The 20,966-nt window shown below is 52.1% G+C and carries 16 protein-coding genes; 5 read left to right on the forward strand and 11 right to left on the reverse strand.

Annotated elements, in window-relative coordinates; all coding sequences use genetic code 11:
• Positions 1–151: 151 nt before the first annotated feature.
• From KTH_RS17465 to KTH_RS17480, 4 genes are all read right to left on the reverse strand, one after another.
• On the reverse strand, positions 152–919 hold the full coding sequence (locus KTH_RS17465; protein WP_111318432.1) for a Bax inhibitor-1/YccA family protein: 768 nt from the start codon (positions 917–919) through the stop codon (positions 152–154).
• A 258-nt stretch (positions 920–1,177) separates the two neighbouring features.
• Positions 1,178–1,396, reverse strand: coding sequence for a hypothetical protein (locus KTH_RS17470; protein ID WP_111318434.1), 219 nt, complete (start codon positions 1,394–1,396; stop codon positions 1,178–1,180).
• A 185-nt stretch (positions 1,397–1,581) separates the two neighbouring features.
• Positions 1,582–2,211 (reverse strand): hypothetical protein, encoded by a 630-nt coding sequence (locus KTH_RS17475; protein ID WP_111318436.1) that lies wholly within the window; start codon positions 2,209–2,211, stop codon positions 1,582–1,584.
• Positions 2,212–2,378: 167 nt separating this feature from the next.
• Positions 2,379–2,639, reverse strand: a complete 261-nt coding sequence (locus tag KTH_RS17480; protein ID WP_111318438.1) for a 4Fe-4S dicluster domain-containing protein — start codon at positions 2,637–2,639, stop codon at positions 2,379–2,381.
• A gap of 467 nt (positions 2,640–3,106) precedes the next feature.
• Between KTH_RS17480 and KTH_RS17485 the strand changes: the two genes are divergently transcribed.
• Positions 3,107–4,465, forward strand: a complete 1,359-nt coding sequence (locus KTH_RS17485) for a GNAT family N-acetyltransferase (protein WP_497620223.1) — start codon at positions 3,107–3,109, stop codon at positions 4,463–4,465.
• Positions 4,466–4,497: 32 nt separating this feature from the next.
• On the opposite strand, the gene KTH_RS17490 is transcribed toward KTH_RS17485, so the two are convergent.
• Together KTH_RS17490 and KTH_RS17495 are read right to left on the reverse strand one after the other, a co-directional pair.
• Positions 4,498–6,195 (reverse strand): protein kinase domain-containing protein, encoded by a 1,698-nt coding sequence (locus KTH_RS17490; protein WP_497623254.1) that lies wholly within the window; start codon positions 6,193–6,195, stop codon positions 4,498–4,500.
• A gap of 204 nt (positions 6,196–6,399) precedes the next feature.
• Positions 6,400–7,419 carry an aminopeptidase gene (locus KTH_RS17495; protein ID WP_111318444.1) on the reverse strand — a complete coding sequence of 340 codons (1,020 nt, stop codon included), beginning with the start codon at positions 7,417–7,419 and terminating at the stop codon, positions 6,400–6,402.
• A 370-nt stretch (positions 7,420–7,789) separates the two neighbouring features.
• Between KTH_RS17495 and KTH_RS17500 the strand changes: the two genes are divergently transcribed.
• The gene (locus KTH_RS17500) at positions 7,790–8,401 is read left to right on the forward strand and encodes a YbjN domain-containing protein (RefSeq protein WP_111318446.1); all 612 of its coding nucleotides are present in this window, start codon (positions 7,790–7,792) and stop codon (positions 8,399–8,401) included.
• 15 nt (positions 8,402–8,416) lie between these two features.
• On the opposite strand, the gene KTH_RS17505 is transcribed toward KTH_RS17500, so the two are convergent.
• A complete protein-coding gene (locus KTH_RS17505; protein WP_111318448.1) occupies positions 8,417–8,662 on the reverse strand; it encodes a hypothetical protein in 246 nt (81 codons plus the stop codon).
• A gap of 449 nt (positions 8,663–9,111) precedes the next feature.
• On the opposite strand from KTH_RS17505, the gene KTH_RS17510 reads away from it, so the two are divergent.
• Together KTH_RS17510 and KTH_RS17515 are read left to right on the forward strand one after the other, a co-directional pair.
• Entirely contained in the window at positions 9,112–10,413 is a 1,302-nt protein-coding gene (locus KTH_RS17510; protein WP_170142297.1) for a DUF1015 domain-containing protein, read from the forward strand.
• A gap of 10 nt (positions 10,414–10,423) precedes the next feature.
• Entirely contained in the window at positions 10,424–11,722 is a 1,299-nt protein-coding gene (locus KTH_RS17515) for an NAD(P)/FAD-dependent oxidoreductase (RefSeq protein WP_497620226.1), read from the forward strand.
• A 42-nt stretch (positions 11,723–11,764) separates the two neighbouring features.
• On the opposite strand, the gene KTH_RS17520 is transcribed toward KTH_RS17515, so the two are convergent.
• The 3 genes from KTH_RS17520 to KTH_RS17530 all read right to left on the reverse strand — a co-directional run bounded on the left by KTH_RS17520 (position 11,765) and on the right by KTH_RS17530 (position 15,622).
• On the reverse strand, positions 11,765–13,450 hold the full coding sequence (locus KTH_RS17520; RefSeq protein ID WP_497620228.1) for a HEAT repeat domain-containing protein: 1,686 nt from the start codon (positions 13,448–13,450) through the stop codon (positions 11,765–11,767).
• A 245-nt stretch (positions 13,451–13,695) separates the two neighbouring features.
• Positions 13,696–14,598: a histidine kinase gene (locus KTH_RS17525; protein WP_497620230.1), complete on the reverse strand. Its 903-nt coding sequence runs from the start codon at positions 14,596–14,598 to the stop codon at positions 13,696–13,698.
• 535 nt (positions 14,599–15,133) lie between these two features.
• Complete coding sequence (locus KTH_RS17530; protein ID WP_497620232.1) at positions 15,134–15,622, reverse strand: hypothetical protein; 489 nt, start codon at positions 15,620–15,622, stop codon at positions 15,134–15,136.
• A 478-nt stretch (positions 15,623–16,100) separates the two neighbouring features.
• Between KTH_RS17530 and KTH_RS17535 the strand changes: the two genes are divergently transcribed.
• Positions 16,101–17,309 carry a sigma-70 family RNA polymerase sigma factor gene (locus KTH_RS17535; RefSeq protein WP_246046306.1) on the forward strand — a complete coding sequence of 403 codons (1,209 nt, stop codon included), beginning with the start codon at positions 16,101–16,103 and terminating at the stop codon, positions 17,307–17,309.
• Positions 17,310–17,404: 95 nt separating this feature from the next.
• Here the strand turns inward: KTH_RS17535 and KTH_RS17540 are convergent, their stop codons facing one another.
• On the reverse strand, positions 17,405–20,224 hold the full coding sequence (locus KTH_RS17540; RefSeq protein ID WP_497620235.1) for a diguanylate cyclase: 2,820 nt from the start codon (positions 20,222–20,224) through the stop codon (positions 17,405–17,407).
• Between the last annotated feature and the right edge of the window lie 742 nt (positions 20,225–20,966).

The raw sequence follows: 20,966 nt of genomic DNA on the forward strand, positions 1-20,966 counted from the left end.
AACCAGGAAAAGATTCTATTCCTTCTCATCAGCGGTCAAGCTCTACAACAACACTGCGGCGGTTCTGCTCTCCCTAATAGTATACGAAGAGAGACTTTCATCCGACAAGGGGAAAGAGAACCTTTTTCCCATCGTTTCCCCTTGTGGCGCTCTAATCCCTATCACTTCCCTGTAAGATTGTCAGCAGACGCAGAATGTAGAGGAAAAGGTTCAGCACATTCAAGAACATCGACACCGTCAGCCCGATGGCATTGGGCAGCGTGTTCGCCATGTACTTCGCCTTCTGGATATCAAACAGGATATAGCCCATAAAAATGCCGATGCCGACAATCGAAATGATGAGCGAAAAGATGGTTGAATGGAAGAAGATGTTCACAATGCCAGCGATCAACAACAGGATCAAGCCGACAAACAGAAAATCTCCCAATCGGGTAAAATCGCGTTTTGTTGTCCAGGCATAGATAGACAGGCCGATAGAAGTAGCGGCTGTAATCAGGAACGCCTGCAACAAAATCGTCGGCGCAAAAGCGACATAGGACGCCAGGAGCGGCGAGAGCGATAAGCCTTCCAGGAAAGTGAAGGCATATAGCAAGATCAGGTTTGCGGGATAGCGCTGAATCATTGCCTGCAACGCAATCAACAGAACCAGACCGAGGATGGCGACGATAAGATACGTCATAAACGTCAGATGCAGCACATACATGCCGACCCAGGCCCCCGCCGAAGCGAAGACAAAGGAAAAGGCCAGCAGGCCCATCACCTTACTGATCAGATCGCTTGACTGCAACGGGCCAGCATAGGGCGCAGTCTGGAACTGATAGCGTGTGCCGAAGTTATTATAACCACCTTGTTGTTGCTGCTGTTGAGGATATGGTCCCCTTCCCCAGCCACCATAGGGGTTGTTATTCGGATTGTACATAGTTACACCTCGCGGCGAGAACTCAACCGGTCGAAACGGTCAGTAGAAGAAAAGCCAATACCAAGCGCCTCTTCAGTATACGCTCAATACTCCAGCTACTGAAGAGGTTCTTCCCTGGTTATTATACGCATCAGGATGAGAGAAGTTGCACTCTACCAGAGATGAACCAAAAACAGTGGCAAGGCCCTTGCGTCGTCTCAAAGAGTCTGGACGAACAAGCGGCCTTTTCATCAAACTGGCAACCGCAACCAACCGGTATTATGACTGGATACGACTTTCCTCATTGGAAGAAGAGAGGACGGGGTCAGCCTCTCCACCACTCGTCGTTGTATAGACGCCTTCCGGAATATTTGTGATTGTACAGGGCGGATGATTCGCTGAAGCGTGCCAGTAGAAGGTACTTCCAGCAGGCTTGATCATAGTTCCACCACACCGCGGGCAGGTTATTGTAGCCAGCCCATTCTTGTCTGTTGTCATGCCGATCTCCTTGCTGCATCCGATACGCACGACATCGATACAACAGAATCCAAACAGAGTTTCTCTTCTTCCGTCACATGCTGAATAGCAAGCGCGTCTATCTGCTCTCTCCGCAGGGTATCACTGCTACAGGTTGCAGGAGCAGCACAACAGGTCATTACAGACGGATATCAAGAAATCCCTGACTATAAAACGCTCCACACGCCACAAATTTCGCAGAAAGCAATCCCTACTTCACCAAAGCTCTTGCTGCGGGTATTCCAGTGATCATAAGCCACAGCAAGTGATCCACAGCTCCAGCAGCGAGCACGTCCACCGGACTTACTCTCGTGGGCCAGCTTATGGATCAGCGCATTGCGAGCCTCTTCCGCCCCGGTATAGCTCGGGTTGTAGGCCAGATGCAGGAGATTCCCAAGCGGTAATGTAATCTCGTGGGTTGGCGTGGGCAATGGTGCATGAGAAGGCGTCGTCATAGAGGCAGGCAGGCTCTGCTGCTGCATCGACTGAGACGCATTCGATGACGACAATTGAGGACGTCGGAACGTCGGGCGCCTGACCACAGGCTCCATCTCTGAACGCTCATTGTATGAGCCACCATTCTGGGGCATTTGTTGCTGATAGATACCGTTCTCTCCTCTCACAGCAGGCGTTTCCTGACCGGGATTCTCCACCTGTTCTGCCTGAGCTGAAACATCGGCAGAACGCCCGGAAACAGGATGCTCAACCGAGGCTGTTTCCTGCTGTTCAGCAGTTTGATGATTATTGTTTTCTGGCTGTTCAGGTGGGTTGGCGCGTTTACGTCGAGTTACAGGCATTGGGGTTCGCTCCATCACGAAGAATATGTGCGTACAGCAATCAGTAGCACATGTATTATATCACACACGAAGAGATATAGAACACTGAATGGGGTAAGCCCTCAGCAAAAAAAGCGCTCACCCCACTCGCTTCTTTTTGGAAAGTGACAATTCACTTGCGATTCCGCTTAGCCATTAAAGAAATCAGCGTTGATCTTAATAAACTGCTTCCACTCGTCGGGAACAGCAGACTCTTCAAAAATGGCAGTCACAGGGCAAGCGGGTTCACAGGCCCCACAGTCGATACACTCATCTGGATTAATGAACAACTGCTCGGCATCTTCATATCCGGGCTCGTCAGCAGAAGGGTGAATACAATCGACCGGGCAAACATCAACACATGATGCGTCTTTCACGCCGATGCAGGGCTGAGTGATTACGTAGGTCATGGGCCAGATATCCTCCTCTGCACACTATGCTATCCCCCCATGAGGGCCAGCACAGTGGCTACGTTCTATTTTTGGTCTGTTTCAGTATAGAGGGTTGCACAAACGATGTCAATTGCTTTTTACGCCTGCCGGGGTCACTCGTAACCTTGACAAAGTATCAGTAAACCCGGTATAGTTGAAGTGACATCGCCCTTATTATAGCACGATCGAAAGGAGGCATTTCCAGTGTTGCAGCAGCTTTACACCCCATTCCAGCAACAGAGGAGCCTCTTTATGGTCGTCGCTTTCACCCACGTCTCCTCTCACGCTCCCTACAAGGATGGGCCCACTCTGCCTGTTTTCAGAGAAGCATTACACGCACCAGATGATAGAACTGCTATATAGATGCCGCTCTCTCTGAAAACCGTGGATGGCTGCCACGGTTTTTTTGTTTCCCTTATCATGAACAACTAGAAATGAGGACTTGTATGACTCTCTCTTCACCATCAAAGAGCTCCTATGAGTTTGGCAATGGCCTGGTGTTACGCTGGTCCACTGCCGCGGATGCGCCCCGTATCGCCAATCTCGTGGGCAAGGCCTTCCGCGAAAAGGAGACTGACCCACTTCACCAGGGCCTGTATGATACCGTGATACGTTTAATGAGCGGCTCACACCCGGCAATGGGCCCCAACGATTACGCCCTTGTTGAGGATACCAGTAAGGAGGGGAAGCCCGTCGTTGCCTGCTCTTGTTACCTGAAAGAGACATGGAGCTATGATGGCATCAAAATCCCGGTCGGGCGACCCGAAATCGTCGCCTCCGACCCCGAGTATCGCAATCAGGGTCTGGTTCGCCGCGTCTTTGAGCTGCTGCACGAACGCAGTGCCGCCAATCAGGATCTCCTTCAGGCAATTACCGGCATTCCGAACTTTTATCGTCAATTTGGCTATGAGTATGCTCTTGACCTCGGGGGCAAATGTCTGGTCTCCGCTCATGCCGTCCCGGAACTGAAAGAGGGTGAATCCGAGCCCTATAGCCTGCGCGAAGCCACAGAAGACGATCTGCCGCTGATCGAGTCCTGCTATAGCCGCCGTAAGCCACAGAGCCTGGTATGGTGCGAGGTGCCCGCAGCCTTCTGGCGCTATCATATCAATGCAGAAAAGGAACAGTCTGGCCTCCGCGGCTATTTCCGCATTCGCATTATCGCCGATGCAGCAGGCAAGGGTCAGGGCTTCCTGATGGTGCCGGGCAACCGATGGGGCAGTGAGCTCCCGGTACTCCTGCTGGATGTGCAGCCCGGAGTACCGCTGTCCGTGCTGATGCCCTCATTGCTACGCGCACTCAAAACCTGGGGCGAGCAGCTTCCAAGCGGAATAAGGCAACATCCTTTAAAAGAGATTACCTTCCATCTGGGCGGACAGCATCCAGTCTATGACGCGCTTGGCAAGGATCTTATCAGCAAGCAGGAGCAGCCGTACGCCTGGTATATTCGCGTTCCCGATCTCCCTGCATTCCTGAAAAAGATCACGCCCGTGCTGGAACAGCGTCTGATCGGCACAGCAATGGAGAACTACAGCGGAGAGCTCAAGCTTAACTTCTATCGGGGCTGTATACGTCTGGTTTTCAAAGAAGGCCATCTGGCGAACATTGAGAAGTTCCGCCTGAAGCCATTCGAGAATGAAACGGATGGCGCATTCCCATATGGCGCATTTCTCAAGCTCCTGTTCGGCTACCGGGGTCTGGATGAACTGCGCCGGATGTTCCCGGATGTCTCGGCCAACAGCAAAGGGGAAGCGCTGCTAAAAATCCTTTTCCCGACACGCTATTCGTTCCCCTTTGGAAGCTAAACGCTCACTTCGCCTACAAAAGGGAGCGGGCATTAGCGCCCTGCTCCCCGTGACTCAATCATCACCTTTGAGAAAGCCACCTCAACTCCATTTGCCTCTACAAAGAAGCCGATCAGGCCAGCCGCTGGAGCGGTATGCCCGGGATCCACAACGGGTGGCCCAAGCGAGCGCCCATTCAGTGCGAAGATAAAAGTATTATTTCGGGCCTCAATCGTCAGAGTGTTTGCCTGCTGCAAGCCCGGCTTAAAATCGGGAAAGGCACCAAGCGCTAACGGTGGATTCCATTTGCCCTCATAGCGATAAAAGGCATACTGACCGGAACCATCACCCAGAATCTCAAAGAGGTAGTAGTGCGACTGCCCGGGATCCGAACGGAAAATCACGCCATAGTTATCACGCCCATTTTTCGGACTTTTGATCTGCTTCATCTCAACCTGTAAGCGGAAGTCTCGAAAGCTATGCAGGGGGCAAAGCGAGACCACCGGCACATTCTGTGGCGTCCGATTCAAGACATGATAAGCTCTGCTTCGGCTGTCATAGAAAAAGGATCCACTCGTCGGCCAGCTATCGCAGCTTGTCAGAAGATCAAGCGCCTCTCCGGTAGCCGGTTGATACATAGGCAGAGGCGTCGGTGTCGCTTTTACCTCGGGAACCGTAAAAAGTCGCGGGTAGAGCAATGCGCCAGCGAATCCGCCGATGATGACGACCAACAGGAGCGACAGCAGTGAGACCACGCGTGCAGGGGTTATCCTCTTTCTAGCTGGAAGCGATATCTGATCACCAGTATCGAGCGTTGGCTGTTCATCTTCGGGTACAGCGGGCGGCGCAACAGCCTGTAACAGGCGCTTGCTGCGTTTCTTCTGCTCTCGCTGCTCACGGTAATAATAGAGATTAACCGCTTCTGTAAACGCCTCGCTGAACTGGAGCGGTGTAGCGAAACGGCGTTCTGGCTTCTTTTCCAGCGCCCGCTGAAGCACGGTATCAATCTCCGATGGTATATCCGCACGCAACGATGTCAGTCGAGGAGGTCGATCATGCACATGCATCAATGCAACGGCTATCGTCGTTGAAGCTTTAAAAGGGAGTTGTCCAGTCAGCAGGAAAAAGAACGCGACCCCCAGAGAATAGATATCTGAGCGACTATCAAGCACAGCACCCATTGCCTGCTCAGGAGAAATATAATCGGGAGTGCCCATCAAGAAGTTTCCCTGTTCCGTCGGATGCAGCGATTGCACTTTCTGCGCAATGCCAAAATCGGTCAGCATTGCGTGCTCTTCTTCATCAATCAGAATATTCGCCGGTTTGATATCGCAGTGAATCCAGCCCTGTTCATGCAAATGAGTCAATGCAGAGGCGATCTGTTCAAGATACCACTGGGCATCCAGCAGCGAGAGAGGACCATGTTGAGCAACATACTCCGAGAGCGTGCCTCTGGACATATAGGGCATGACAATATAGGGCAATCCGTCCTGCTCGCCATAGGCATAAATAGGCAGAACATTCGGGTGGTCAAGCTTGCTGGCCGTTTCAGCCTCATGTAAGAAACGCTCATAATAATTGCGTAATACCTGTTGTTCCAGGTTGGCACGAGGGAGAAAGACCTTTACGGCTACTTTTCGTTCCGGGCTCCGCTGTTGAGCCAGAAACACAACACTTGATCCCCCACACCCCAGCACCCGTTCAAGGATGCAGGAACCGATTTCCTTCCCGATAAGGTGTTCACCTCTCACAGCGGTCAACGTTACGCTCCTCTCTCGCAGCAAAAAAAGAAAAAACGGTCAGTCCCGAAAATGCTCACGCTGCCGCTCATCCTCAGCAGGGTGCCGTATCAGAGGCAAGCAGAGAGAGTAGAGCCCGAAAGCGCCCGGCATTAGTCAGGCGCTTTCTTTGCTTTTTCTTGCTCTATATATCGTCTGTAGCACTACAAGACGATACTAGATTACGAAGGCTCCATCACGCATAATCGTCTTTCCATCTACTTCAATTGTACAACATGTAGGAATGACGTCAACGTGAATCGAAGCATCCCAATCAGCGCCGGTAAACTCCGGGTAGGGGTTACCGAAAGCGACGTGTAGTCCCGGCATTTTCTCATCCTGCAAGAGATTACCAGTCAGCTTCTTCAGGCTGGTCAGCGTGCCAATCGCGAACTCACCCGCCCGGTTGCCATTCGGCACTGAGAAGAAGTAGTCGCGTACTTCCTTTGCCAGGGCCTCGTTTTCGCTACTGACCTCGGTAATATAACCATCCTTGACCTTGATCGTCAGCGGCTGCTTCAAGACGCCATATTTCTCCGAGAAATAGTCACCAAGCACTTCACACACGAGTGTGCCATCAACGGTCGCAGGGGCAGTAAATACCTCTCCTTCGGGCAGGTTGCCCCACTTTCCCTGCTCGGTATAGCGTCCATGACAGGGGATCCACTTCCAGTCCGGGTGGAAGGTGGCGCTGACATCGGTACCTTTGGGTGAGGTCACATGGATAGTCTTTGCATTGCGTACCAGTTCGTAGACCTGGTTGGTGACTTTGAATACCTCGTCGTAATCGGCACACATACCCTCAGTCATCAACTGGTCATCGATACCGATCATATGCCCGTGGCGCACACGCAACTCATTGACCAGGAACGGCAACAGAGGAATACGGAACGCAATCTCACCGGGCTGAGCAGTGGCAATATAGAAGGTTACCGTCGGTTTGGCCTGAATCAGATCATTGCGGAACTCATCGGAAAAGCTGGTGAGAGGGCGGTTCCCATAGTGCTCAAGGAAGCACACAGAAACGGCGGCATGACGTTTTAGCGCGGCTGCCGCCACGCGACTTGCGATATGTTCACGTGCATAATCAGTTATAATCACCACACGATCGCCCTCGGACACCCCCATACACTTGACCGCATTCTCCGCCCCGAGCTGTAATTTTTCTTCAAAGGAAAGGGAATTCAGATCAACCATAGAACTCTTCTCCTACAAGCAATAATTCAGTACCAGAGCCTCTCTTTTCAGTATGCTCCCGCGCACAGAAAGAAATAGATGCAGATTGGTAATACAACTATTATAACCCGCTTCCGTGTTCATGCAACCACGAGGCCGAATGACATGCCACGCTCCAGATTGCGAGCGAAGACCCACGACATCATCTCTACAATATGGTATACTTTGGGGGGAGCTTCCGCTTTTTGCTTGCGTGCAGATGCGTTGTGGCTCTCAACAGTTTTATCTACAGGTTATCCTTTTTGTTACTCTTTCATTGAATGTATAGCTACTATAACAACAAGCGTATAAAAAGGTATTATTACATCAATTATTTGAGGAGCGTTAGCGCATGCCAGAACACTTTGGCCTTTCACACCTTATCCAATACCTCACACAGATGGGCCTGAAAGTCGCAAACGTGAATGAAAAACAAGAGCTCGTCGAAATGGCCTTTCATGGAGAACAGGGGCAATGGCGCCTGATTATCGGCTTCCATCAAAGCGGAGAGACCCGAAAACTGATGTTTATTGTCCCCCATATCGCGACGCTTGGCCTGTATAAACGCCAGGAGTGTCTTGAAGCCCTGATGGCCGTCAATTATCGGATCGCTATTGGCAAGTTTGGCCTTGATCTTAATGATGGCGAGATCCGCCTTGAGGAAACGATTCCGCTCGCCGACAACGGCCTGAGCTTTGAACAGTTCCAGCTCGCCACTCGCGCAATCATGCAGACGATTGGTATCTATCAGAGCCTCCTGCCACGTATCCTCTATGGGCACAAAAGTGTCCACGAAGCCCTGGAAGAATGCGAACAGGAATTCTTCCAGCGCGGAAAAGCGCTCAATACTACCACCTTCAGTCCTGTGCCGCCTCCAGACAATGAGCTCCATAACGATCTGAACGCAGAAGATGTTCTGGCAGAGGTCGTTCGCCTGCTCGAAGAAAACAAGAAACGAGACTGAACGCTCTTGCCTCTATTAATACCGGGGGTGTTTCTCGGTTGAGAAATGCCCATTTTGCCGGGCTCGCGTGGAGAGATCAGAGGGCGTCCCGGCAACTTCATCATCTTCCATTGTCGCGGGATCAAAGGGGACCCAGTCGTTCATTACTCGCCCACGCAGCACCTTTTTCCGACCCAGATATCTTCTCGTTACCAGCCAGACGCCCCAGAAGAGAATTCCAGCAGCAATAAGCATTCCCAGATACGTTACGATCGTATACATACTATGGCCTCTCTCCCTCAAATTCCAGTTTCATCACAAGCCCTTCCATTGTAGCGCTTGAGCAAGCAGAGGGTCAAGCAACAGGAACGAGAGGAAAGAAGAGGTGCCTCCCCGGCGGTCGGGGGGAGAGAGAGGAATACCCGACCGCCATGCGGGAAGCAAAGGAGAATATCATGAGGTCAAGGGAGAGCATATTCAATTTCAAACATTTGTTCTATAGCTTCATCATAACACAGCCGACCAAATCCTGTCAAGCATCGGCTGGAACACCGTTTCTCTGTTCAAGAAACAAGCTGAACAGGAGAGAAGAGGTCGGGGCAGCGAGAAAAAGAAAGACTGCTATAGAGAGACGTGATACAATAGAGTGGCATAGAGCATTTCCGATTGCCAGGCAGGCCCGCTCCATGCGTGCTGGACGTAGATAAGAAAAGATGGAGAAGCGATACATTATGGCAGATGTCAGACCGCTCCACGGTTTGCGCTATGCGCATGAGAAAATAGAAGATCTTGCACAAGTTGTTACCCCTCCATTCGATGTCATCAGCAAAGAGGCACAGGAGCGCTACTATCAGCGCAACCCCTATAACATCGTGCGGCTTGAGCTTGGCAAAGCGGAACCGAACGATAATGAGCTGAACAACGTCTACACGCGCGCCGCTGCCACCCTGGCGGAATGGCGTGTTCAAGGCGTCATCCAGCAGGAAGAGAAGCCCTGCTATTACCTCTATCAGCAGCTATTTCAGCAGGGAGGCAAAACCTACACACGCACCAGCCTGCTTGCTCGTGTGCGCCTGGAACCCTGGGAAAAACGGGTCATTCTGCCTCATGAACACACACGCAAAAAAGATAAAGATGATCGCCTCAGCCTATATCGCGCCTGCGTTGCGAATTTCAGCCCAATTATGAGCCTTTATGAGGACCCACAGGGCCGCATGCGCCGCCTCTTGAGCGAGTACGCACTACAGCCTCAAGTCCTGTTCGTTGACGAAGAGAAGGTTGAGCACCGCTTCCAGCCTATCTATGACGAAGAGCAGATTGCGCTGATTCGTGATTTCTTCGCCGAGCGACAATTGTATATCGCTGACGGCCACCACCGCTATGAGACCGGCCTGAACTATCGGAATGAGCTTGTTGCCAGCCGGGGCCGCGAACTATCGCCCGAAGATGCTGCCAACTTTACTATGATGGCATTGATTGATATTGATGACCCCGGACTCGTCGTCATGCCCACGCATCGCCTGCTGTTTAACCTCCCATCTGAAGGGCTAAGCGCACTCACACCGGAGCAGCTTGGCAGCTTCTTCGAGGTCGAGCCACTGCACACAGATGAGGCCCTACAGGCCCGGCTGGATGAGGCAGGCCAAGCCCAACCATCCTTTATCCTGAAGACCAAAGAGCACACGCTGCTGCTACGTCTCCACGACCAGGGACGCGCCGCCATGCAGAACAGCGGACATTCAGCAGCCTGGGAACGGCTGGATGTCGCGATCGCGCAACGCCTGATCTTTGAAGCGCTGCTTGGCCTGACACCTGAGGATATGGCCGCGGGCAAGTATGTTCGCTATAATCATGAACTGCAAGCCAGTCTGGACGAGCTTCAAAACGGCTCCATACAGGCTCTTCTCCTGTTGAACAGCACTCCACTGCGACAGGTATGCGATGTGGCACAGGCAGATGACCGTATGCCACAGAAATCAACCTATATATATCCGAAACTCATCACCGGACTAGTAATCAATCCCTTGTGGTAAGGAGTAACTGATGATACTTATTGTCGGAGCTGGCCTGGCGGGGCTTACGTGTGCGAAGAAGCTTGTAGAAGCAGGTCAGCAGGTACTTGTCTTAGAGGCGGCAGATCAGGTCGGCGGTCGCCTGCGCACAGATTATCATGAAGATGGCTATCGACTCGATCGCGGCTTTCAGGTGCTGTTTACGGCTTATCCGGCTCTCAAACGGCACCTCAACCTTGAACGGCTCAAACAGCGCTCCTTTGAGCCAGGTGCACTCCTGATCAAGAACGGGAAACGCTACGAGATCAGTGATCCCCTCCGCGATCCCAAAGGGCTGCTTCCAAGCCTGTTCAATCCGCTGATTCCAGCTACCGACAAAGCCAGGACAGTTACATTACGGGCACAACTCCAAAAGTATTCCGCCGGTGATATTTTTTCCGGCGCCAACCAACCACATGGACAGGACGAAAGCACAGAGGCCTACCTGCTCCGACAGGGCTTCTCGCAAAAGTTCATTGATAACTTTATACGCCCCTTTTTCGGTGATATCTTCCTTGAGCGTGAAATGCATACCAGCGCCCGGATGTTCCAGTTTCTCTTTAAGATGCTGGCTACCGGTGATATCGTACTTCCTGCTGAAGGGATACAGCGCATTCCAGAACAGATCGCGTCTCACATTCCCAGAAGCGCTATTCGCTTTAATGCCAGGGTGCAGAGGCTGCTGATTGAGGGACAGCGCATTCGTGGTGTACAACTGACAAACGGCGAAGAGATCCACACGGAGCAGGTGGTTCTCGCGACCCCGGCTCCCGTCGCCTCTCAACTCCTCGGACAGCATGGAAAGGGGCTTCCTATCGAAGGCGTCGGTTGTGTCTGCGTGTACTTCGCGGGTGACACCCGGCTCTATTCACAACGGAAAATCCTGCTGAACGCCAATCCAGACGCCTATGTGAACAATGCCACGCTCCTGAGCAATATTGCGCCAAGCTATGCACCACGCCGCAAGCACCTGCTCTCGGCAACGATCCTCGGCAACCCAACTGAGGATGATGACACAATTGCGCAACGGAGCCTGACCGAGATCGCAAGCTGGTTCCCGGAACATGATCTCAAGAGCTGGCAAACGCTGGCCGTCTATCGCATTCCTTTTGCTCAGTTTGCGCAGCCCACTGGCATCTATGATTCGCTTCCGGACAACACAACTGAAATAGAGGGACTCTATCTTGCCGGAGAATACACCAAGTCCAGCAGCATTCAGGGAGCCATGCATAGTGGTGAATACGCGGCACAGGCCGTGCTCAAAACCCCACTGAAAGCAACCTCATCCTGAGAAAAAAGAGGGCCGGGTGTATTGCCCGGCCTTGCCTTTTGCTCAGTTATCGTCTTCACCCACCAGATCATGGGCCAACGCCCTGAGATCCTGATCCCCAAGCGAACTATCCCCAAACGCCTCGACCATCATACGTAATGGCCCCTGCTCGATAGAGAGCTGCATCATCATACGCGGAAATGCCTGCTCGGATATTACAACACCGCTAGCGGGCTTCATGACGGTCGCAACAGCTCGGATAGTATGCGCCACATCCTCACGCCCAACAAGCTGAAACACCGCCGCCTGACGCAACAGACGTTCGGCATACAGCACCCGCCATTTCTCATCAAAGAGCTTCTCCAGAGCCTCAGTTACCAGTTCCTCAAGCAGCTCCTGTTTCACTTGCTCCTGACTGCGCCCCTCGTTCAGCAACTTCGCGCTCGCATTTGGAGCTTCCAGTGCACTACAGGCGTTCCAATAGCGGTTAATGTATGGTTCCAACTGCTGGATCGTTTCAAAATACCAGGAATAAAACTCGGGCAGTTGGTACAGGTCTCCGCCCTTCTGTGCCTGTGCTCGCGTCTCCTCATCAAGAGGCAGCGTTTCCAGGATGGCGGGCGGCAATGAGGCCTTCTCTTTCCTGGAAATAGGCTCAAACTCGATAAACGGGCGCCAGATTGAATAGGAGATAGGCAACGCCCGTCGCGTCCGCTTGTTGACAGCACGAGCCTCCATAATTAGCAGGCGCGCAAACGAGAACGGCACCTCAACGCTATGAATGCCCTGCTCATGCATATCACCCGTTATTCGACTGAGCTGCTGCATCTCCATTTCATCGATACCGTAACAATCCTTGATCCCGATCTGATCCCGATAGAAGATGTTTACACCCTTCAACAGGCCATCCGGGCGCTTCCAGAGCAGCAGAATAAATTGCGAGCCGGCTCCATCGAGAAAGCTCACCCGCGCCTGAAATGGCGGCAGATCAGCGGGCGTCAGTGCTTCAGGCATCTCATCCAGCAATCCCGGGGCCGTCAACATGGTCAGGCGACCAAGCACGACGCGAGCCTGCTGCTTGAGCTGGCGATTCGAGGTAGTGGCGATCAGATGGCGAAGAGCCGGAACCGAACGCGGTGCCGCAATCGCGCCAAGCTGTTCCAGCGCATCAATAATCACCGTCACTACCTTACTCGGCTGATTTTCCAGCAGCGGGATCAATAAGTTTGCAGCCCGCGGATCGTTGCTATTGCCGAGCCACTGAATAAAAGAAATACGGCGCTCAACAGGCATTGAGGTCACATCAACCAGGACGGCCTCAGTCCCACGCTCACTCTGCCCTACCAGTTCCAGCAGGCGCATCTGCATTCGCTGCATCGCTCCGACAGGATCATTGAGGTATTCAACCAACCCATCTTCAGCCAGTTCAGAGCCCAATTCTTTTAACAATGGAGAAAGCGACAGCTTGGCGACATCACTCACCGTAGGGTCCGTCACAAAATCTTCCAGTTCCTCTATATCAAAATCGGTCGCCAGCTCTGAGAGGATAACCAGAGCCGCCCGTTGCGCCATCATATCAGAGGAACGCAGCAAATTCAGGACCTTTTCACGAGCCCCTCTCGTCCATTCCTCATCCAGACGATCAAAATACCCCGCCAGTGTTTCTTGCTCTATATCATTACGGCGACACATCGCCAGCAAAATGCTATCTATACTCTCTTGAGGCAATCCTTTTCGACCTCGCGGCATGCGTTTCTCCTTACAATAGTACCTGTGGAGTTGCGTTCAGTCTCTCTTATCAGGAGAATCTACCAATGAAAGTCATTGTATCACTTCACTCAGGGCACGTCGAGCAAATCAGACCAGGCGTTCCACTGCCCCGCTACATTATCAACATAAAGTGGAGAAAAAGAACAGCAATACATGCAAAAATAGCTGAGAAGGAAGCGCACACTGCAATTCCTCTCAGCCGTGGTCTGTACCACACATGACCGTTATGGCTTTTCTTCCTGTACAAGCGAGGAAATCAGCTCTAGTTCTTCGGTCACGGGAAGCTCAGGAGGAAGGGCGTCGTGCTGACCGGTCTTTTTCAGCCAGCGCCGTACATCGGCTAATTTTTCCCGGGCGACGCTTCGTGCCTGCTCGACATGTTGTCGACTGCCGCTATACGTGTTCCTCGGCATCATTTTATCTGCGACCGCGAGATGCATCACAATACTGATAAGTCCTTGAGTCAGATTATCGTGCACGGTACGCAACTGACGCTGCTGGTCTTCCAGCGCATATGTTCTACGCCTGACCTCTGCCAGTTTCTTCCGGGTGATTCGCAGCTCATCCTGCAAGGCGTTGCGCTCAAGATGCAACTGGACCAGCGCTATGGCTCCTGTCGTCACCACTGCATAGACCACGAGCGCGAGTGCCACATTGAGCAATAAGAACCCTAATGGCTGCTGATCCAGCACATAACGCATGCCGACATGTAGCCCTCCGGCCAGTAAACCAACCGGAATCGCCCAACCAAGCGGCAGGACGGCAAACACCTGCGGATAGAACAGGTAGACCAGCGGCCAGCAGGCGGAATTCAGCCAGACCAGCGCCCCGAGCAGGAGCAACGCCCCCGCATTGTAGCAGAGCATCAACCCGACGCGCCGCCACCACTGTGGATGTCGCACCAGCATAAACCAGTACCATATACACCAGAGGAACGCAAGTGCAGCCATCGCCCCATGATGATACCATGAGCCGCCCCGCATCACCTCATTCCAGCCAACGATAGCAAAGAGCATGCCAAAGAAAGCGAGATGGGCCAGATGGAGCCAGCGCTTCCAGGCCGCCGGCCGCACAGCTTCCAGGTTTCCCGTCACCAATGGACGTGTTAAATTCTCAGTCTTTCGCATACGTTCCAAAACTCAACTAACATTCTACAAAGACAGTACGGAACAAGATCACAATGAATTCCACAAACCGCCTCTCCTTCCAGATCCTGTTTTCTACGATCCAGACGAGCGGTCTCGCGTGGAGTATACCATATTGGGAGATAAAAGTATATTTATATCATACGAAGAACCGCAGATCTGAAAGGGAAAGAGAGAGAAAGACAAGAACATCGGCATATAGGACATGCTATTCTGTATCTCAATTTCTCAACAAGGCGCAGCTTCACGAGAACCGGTGCTTGCCCGCTCACAACACTTCGAGCGCCATTCCCTCTATAGGCCTTGTAGCGCTCCTGCTTTCGCCAGATCACAACAAAGCACTTCTCTTGTGGCTTTACAGCCCCTCCTTCCCTTCAGCGCAGCCTCTTTCCCACGATGAGCCTGCATGAGACATACTGATCCCCAACTAATTGTACAGTATTCTATCTCTCTTTAACAATATAATAAGAAGGTAACAGTACTTTTTGCAGTTTAAATACACAAGATCAGGTGAACACTAGTGGGCAAGCAGCCCCAGACGCAGCAGAACAGCCAGCGTTACAAGCACGCTCACTCCCACCAGCAACGCCGTTCCGCAAAGCCAGAAAAGCCCCTCCAGATGACCTGGCCTGAGTAGCCAGCGGCGGCAACGCTCCTTCACTGAAAGCTGACTCACCAGAGAGGGAGACAGCACCGGCAGGCGCTCAGGTGGTGGCGTGATCGAACGGAGATAGGCAGGGGAAGGAGTGGCAGAAAATGCCGGCGGGGGAAAGGTCCTGATATCAGCGATGTCAAAACAATCTTCTTCGGGTGCAGTTGGAATATCCTCAACAGCAGGTGTGCTACAGCAGTGTGGCAGCACATGTTGCTGACATGACACAGGGGAACGAAACACATATACAGAACGCTGTTCCCGCAACCTGCTCCGAAGCGAGGTGCGAGGCAGCAGAACCGGCTTTTCCTGTCGCAATGCCGGAAGAGGTGTGATAGGATAATGTTTCTTCATAGGGCTCCCGAAAAGCAGAGATAAACATCAATCTATTCTCCTGTAAACAAAGAACGCCGTTTAGGCCGCTTTTGGGATGCAGCAAGCTAGATTTTCTCTGTCATTGACGAACAAACTGCGGATATATCCACAGCAAGTGGAAAATTTTTCCACCTCTGATGAGGTACAACGCAGAGAGAGAAGCGCTATATGTCGCGATTTTTCAGCAGAAGCGGACCATATGCACTGGCTCTATTGCAGTCCTTACAGCTTCATCTTTTCAGAAATTTTTTCCAGTTCCTTCAGATTCAGGCCGATTGGCATATATCTTGCACCCTTAAAAAGATAAGGGGGGGTGTCTATTCTTGAAGCTGTAGTGAAGCAGCGTATAGACACAGTGTTGCTGGAAACGCTCCAGTCCTTAAAGGGCTCATCCAGCATCACCATTCTCCGGTTACCAAATTATGTGGAATGGGTTTTGAGGTAAAGGAGTAGGTATATGGTAGCCAGTGTGAACAACGTCGGGCCAGTCAATGGGCTCGACAGTCAAGAAACGAGCTACGCAACAGGTGAAGGAACCCAACAGAGAAAACGCCGTGGACGCCGTGCCGCATCAACACAGCCAACCAAACCACCGGCCAAAAGAGGAAGAAAGGCAAGGAGAGTCTCTACAGAGGAGGAAATTCTAGAGACGCCATTACTGGATACTGATGAACGATTACTCTTTCCGAAAGGAAGTGACTTAGAGACAACATTTACACCACCGAAAAAAACAGCGCGCAGAGGCAGACCAAAAGCGACAGCGTCATCTTTTTCTGATCTTGCCGATGAAGAGACATTCCTATACGAAGAAGGCGAAGGTCTTGGAGACGAAGAGGACAGCGAGGTTGATAACGCCATTCGCCAGTATCTCGCAGAGATAGGGCGCTTCCCGCTTTTATCCCCTGAGCAGGAACTGAAAATTGCGCATCTGGTCGCTGAAGGAGATCACGAGGCCCAACAACGGCTGGTCGAAGCGAACCTTCGCCTGGTGGTCAGTATCGCAAAACGCTACAACAATCAGGGAATCTCACTGTTAGATCTGATTCAGGAAGGCAATTTAGGACTGATTAGAGCCGTCCAGAAGTTTGATCCACGCCGTGGCTTCCGCTTCAGCACGTACGCCACATGGTGGATTCGGCAAGCCATCAGCCGGGCCGTTGCCGAGCATACACGCACAATCCATGTGCCGGTGCATGTCGTCGAACTTATCTATAAAATGAAGCGTATTACGCGTCAGCTCTATCAGGATCTTGGGCGCGATCCCTTCCCGGAAGAGATCGCCAAAGCGATTAACCTTTCAAAGGAACGCATTGTTGAGCTACAGAGTATAGCTGAGACACCGATCTCGCTTGATGCTCCTCTCATCGATGATGAGCAGTATCACCTTGCTGATACTCTGGAAGACATCAGCGCAGCCGCCCCCGCCGAGGTAGTCACGCATCAGGTCCTCCGCGATCAGATCTCACGCGCTCTTGAAACGCTCAGTCAGCGTGAACGTCAGGTGATTGAGCTTCGCTACGGGCTACAGGATGGCTACTGCCATACTCTGGAAGAGCTTAGCGTCTACTTTAAGCTGACCCGGGAACGCATTCGTCAGATCGAAGTCAAGGCCCTACGGACACTACGTCAACCGATTCAGGTGCATATCTTGCGCGATTTTGCCTGACCTGCTACCGTGTAGAGCTAACCTGAGCGATGGAGAACGCTAGCCTCTCCATCGCTTGTATTTCACGCCTTCTTTTCCGAGCCTGAAAAGACGTTTTAGCCGTTCTGCAATGTACCATACCCCGCTGTGACCGAGTGTAACCGCTGTATCACCTGCGGTGAAGCGGTCCGCATCACAAACAGGAACGCCCGCACAACAGCGGGGTCAAACTGCGAGCCCGCGCAGCGCACAATCTCCTGGCAGGCCTCATGAGAGGAAACTGACTTCCGACAGACACGCGGAAACGTCATCGCGTCGTAGGCATCCGCTACCGCAAGAATACGCGCCGGAAACGGGATCTCCTCACGCACCAGCCCATCTGGATAGCCCTTTCCATCCCAGCGTTCATGGTGTGCACGCACAATCCCGGCTACCAGCACAAAAATGCCGCCCGCCTGCGCCAGGATCTGGCTGCCCAGCTCGGCATGGCGACGCATCATTTTCCACTCTTCATCCGTCAGCGGTCCGGGTTTATGCAAAATGCTGTCTGGAATACCAACCTTCCCAATATCGTGAAACAATGCTGCAAGTTGTAACAGGCGCACTTCGTCGGCAGGACGTTTCATTTCAACAGCGATCGCATCAGCCAGGATCATTACACGCCGCGAATGGACATACAGGTAGGGATCACGTACAGAAGTGACAGCCAGAAGCGCCTGCGTCGTTCGCTCGTCCACCGTTTCAAACCGTTCTGACGTTGAGAGTGCCATATGAATCGCCCTTTCGTCTTCATCAGCGATGCATACACGATTTCGCCCACTATTCTTTGCGCGATACATTGCGCTATCAGCATACTGAATAAGGGTCTTTGCTTCACTACCATGTACAGGACAAACAGCTACCCCAAAACTGGCAGAAAGCGAGATCTCTGTAGCCGCCGCTTCGGCTTCAACATTCCATTGAAAAGGCCGGGATGCAATAGCCCAACGAAGCCGCTCAGCGATCTCTGCGACTTGCTGCACATCGACGTTCCATACAATGACGGCAAATTCTTCCCCGCCATAGCGCCCCACAAAGTTGTTTTCCCCCACCCCCTGCTGTAACCGCTGCCCTACCTCCCGCAACACCGCATCACCTGCCAGGTGACCCCATCTATCATTGATCCGCTTAAAATGATCGATATCCACAAAAAGAAAGCCCAGTTGCTCATGACGTTGCTTGCTCTCCTGTATATCCCGATCCAGTCGATTCAGCACCGCGCGATGGTTCGGCAACCCGGTCACCGGATCGGTCAAGGCGGCACGAGCATTCTCACGATACAAGCGATCGACATCCGCGATTAACTCCTGTTGTTGCTGTACAAGCACTCGCTGTTCGTTATACGCATCCTGCAACCTTGCCCGCAGTTCTACCTCGCGCTGATGCAAGCGTCGTAGCTCGCTTACCGCCGCGCTGACATAAGGAATGTCAGCGGTGAGCAGCCCAAGAATGCCAAGCAACAGGGTGATTCCCGTAACCAGAAAAAACCAATGCGGCATAGGAACCCAGGGTGATACCCACGAATGCGTCAGCGATGTCGCAATGCCAGTCAGTGCCGTCAGACACCCCACAATCGCCAGCCCGAGCAAGACCAGCGCCTCCCGTTTCGGGGTTCTGCCCTCGGCAGTGCTTTCCCCGCGTAGCTCTCCTGTCAACGCGATAATCACAAAGAGAAAGACCTGAAGCATAGCAACCAGCCAGACAATCAACGCGATTGCCTGCAAAACAGAAAACAGCATATCCAGTAAAAGTACAGGTCGTACACTCAAGACCTGCAATGATGGAAGGAGCGTATATAAAACAAGAAAAGCACAAAATATCACTATAGCCTGTGCGATAATGGCATTATAGGGAATCCCACTACGGTTCTTTCGAGCAAAGCGCTCCGGCATGATCCGTATGCAGGCCATGCGATATGCCAGACGCGAAAATGAGAGCAACAAGATCACCGAGGTTCCAACCCGGCAAAGGAACAGCAAGAAGATCAGCACATCCCCGAAGATGTTCTCGCCGAACACGCTGTTCAGCGCGGGGATCATCACACTGCGCGGGAAGGTATAGGTATTCAGTGGGACCACAACCACCGTCCCAAAGGTTGCCGCCAGATAACAGCAGAGCACAATCGCACTTCCCACCCAGATCATGCGGGTCTCTTTCCGCACTGACTCCGCAGTCCCTTTGATCTCACGCACCATCAGTGCCAGCGCCTCCCCACCCACCAGCGCCCAGAGGACTGGCCCGAATAATTCGCTAAATTTAAATTCAACAGCCGAGAGCGGTGGCCAAACAAGCGGCACAGCAGATGCATGTCCCCGCAACAGCCAGAGAATACCCGCCAGCCCGAGAGACAGAAAAAGAGCACAGTAGATGATGGTCAGAACGCCGAGCAGGGAAAACAGGAGACGGAGCCGAAGGAAGCAGAGTACTGTCGCTAGCGCGAGCACAACTACCATACAGAGCGCCTGATAGATCGGGGCAAGAAACCAGTTCGGGAACAGATGCAGCAGCGGTAAAATTGTACTCTGTAAAAGGACAGTAGTGGCAAAGATACCTGCCAACCAGATCGAAAAAAGAGATAACATACCCCAGCGTCGCCCCGCGACATGCACCCCCCAGATCACATAACCCAGACGCTGAATCCGCAGATAGAGCCAGCGCATCACTGCATTGCTAGGTACCATCCAGACAAGCGCACCAACAATCCAGTACAGAAAGGCAATTGTCCCGCTCCTATAAATATTCGGAATAGCAGGCATAAATAGGGTTATCAGCACCACAAAAGTGATAATGTCCTTACCACGCAGGACGCGCGGCAGCGCTTCCGAGGCCTCTCCCTGTAGATAAGGCAGGGGCAGAGAAATCTGCGGTTCCCGGGTATCCTGTGATTGTGAGAACATGCTGTGCCCCCGTTTCTAGCAGCTTTCAGAGCACTTCTTGAGCCCTCTCAAGACGCGCACCACAGATCTGCTCCATTTCTTTGCTTCCGTTCTGCACCCAGGATACCAGAAGCACGTAACAGCAAGCGAGAGAAAATGCCTCATCTTTTCTATACCATATAAGCACTACTTGCTCTTGCTCCATATCTGTGCTGAACAGCATAAAATCCAGCATCCTTCATGCCAGCATTCTGCAATGAAAGTCCAAAAAAAGGGGGAAATGGCCTTCCTTGTGATCCTCAAAGAGACCTCGAATCGCACAGTAGCATCTCTCGCTCCTCATTGCCACAATCCTCAATCCTTCAAAAACTCGACAATCTCAACAATACAAAAAACATTTCGATTCTCTCTCATTTCACGCTTCACTTTACAGTAACGTTACACCGCTGTCGTTGATGTAAAGCCGTACGGATGTACAGCCAAACAACTACGAAAAAAGCACAATGACCCGCTTTCGAGGCAGGGCATCCACCAAACGCTCATAAACAACCGTATTTAAATATTGTGGTACATTTCTGCCGTTCGCTTGACAATACAACTTTTCTTTCTCTACACTGGGAAGAGCAAATATACGCGCCGCAATAGAATCGGCTTTTCGCTCTTTTCTATCGGTCTTTTTGCGATATATGCTACAAAAAAGTTCCATCTTTTCTGGTGACAGCCTTTTTATTTCTCTATTTGCAATTATAACTGGCAGCACTGC

This window comes from Thermosporothrix sp. COM3 (assembly GCF_059696735.1).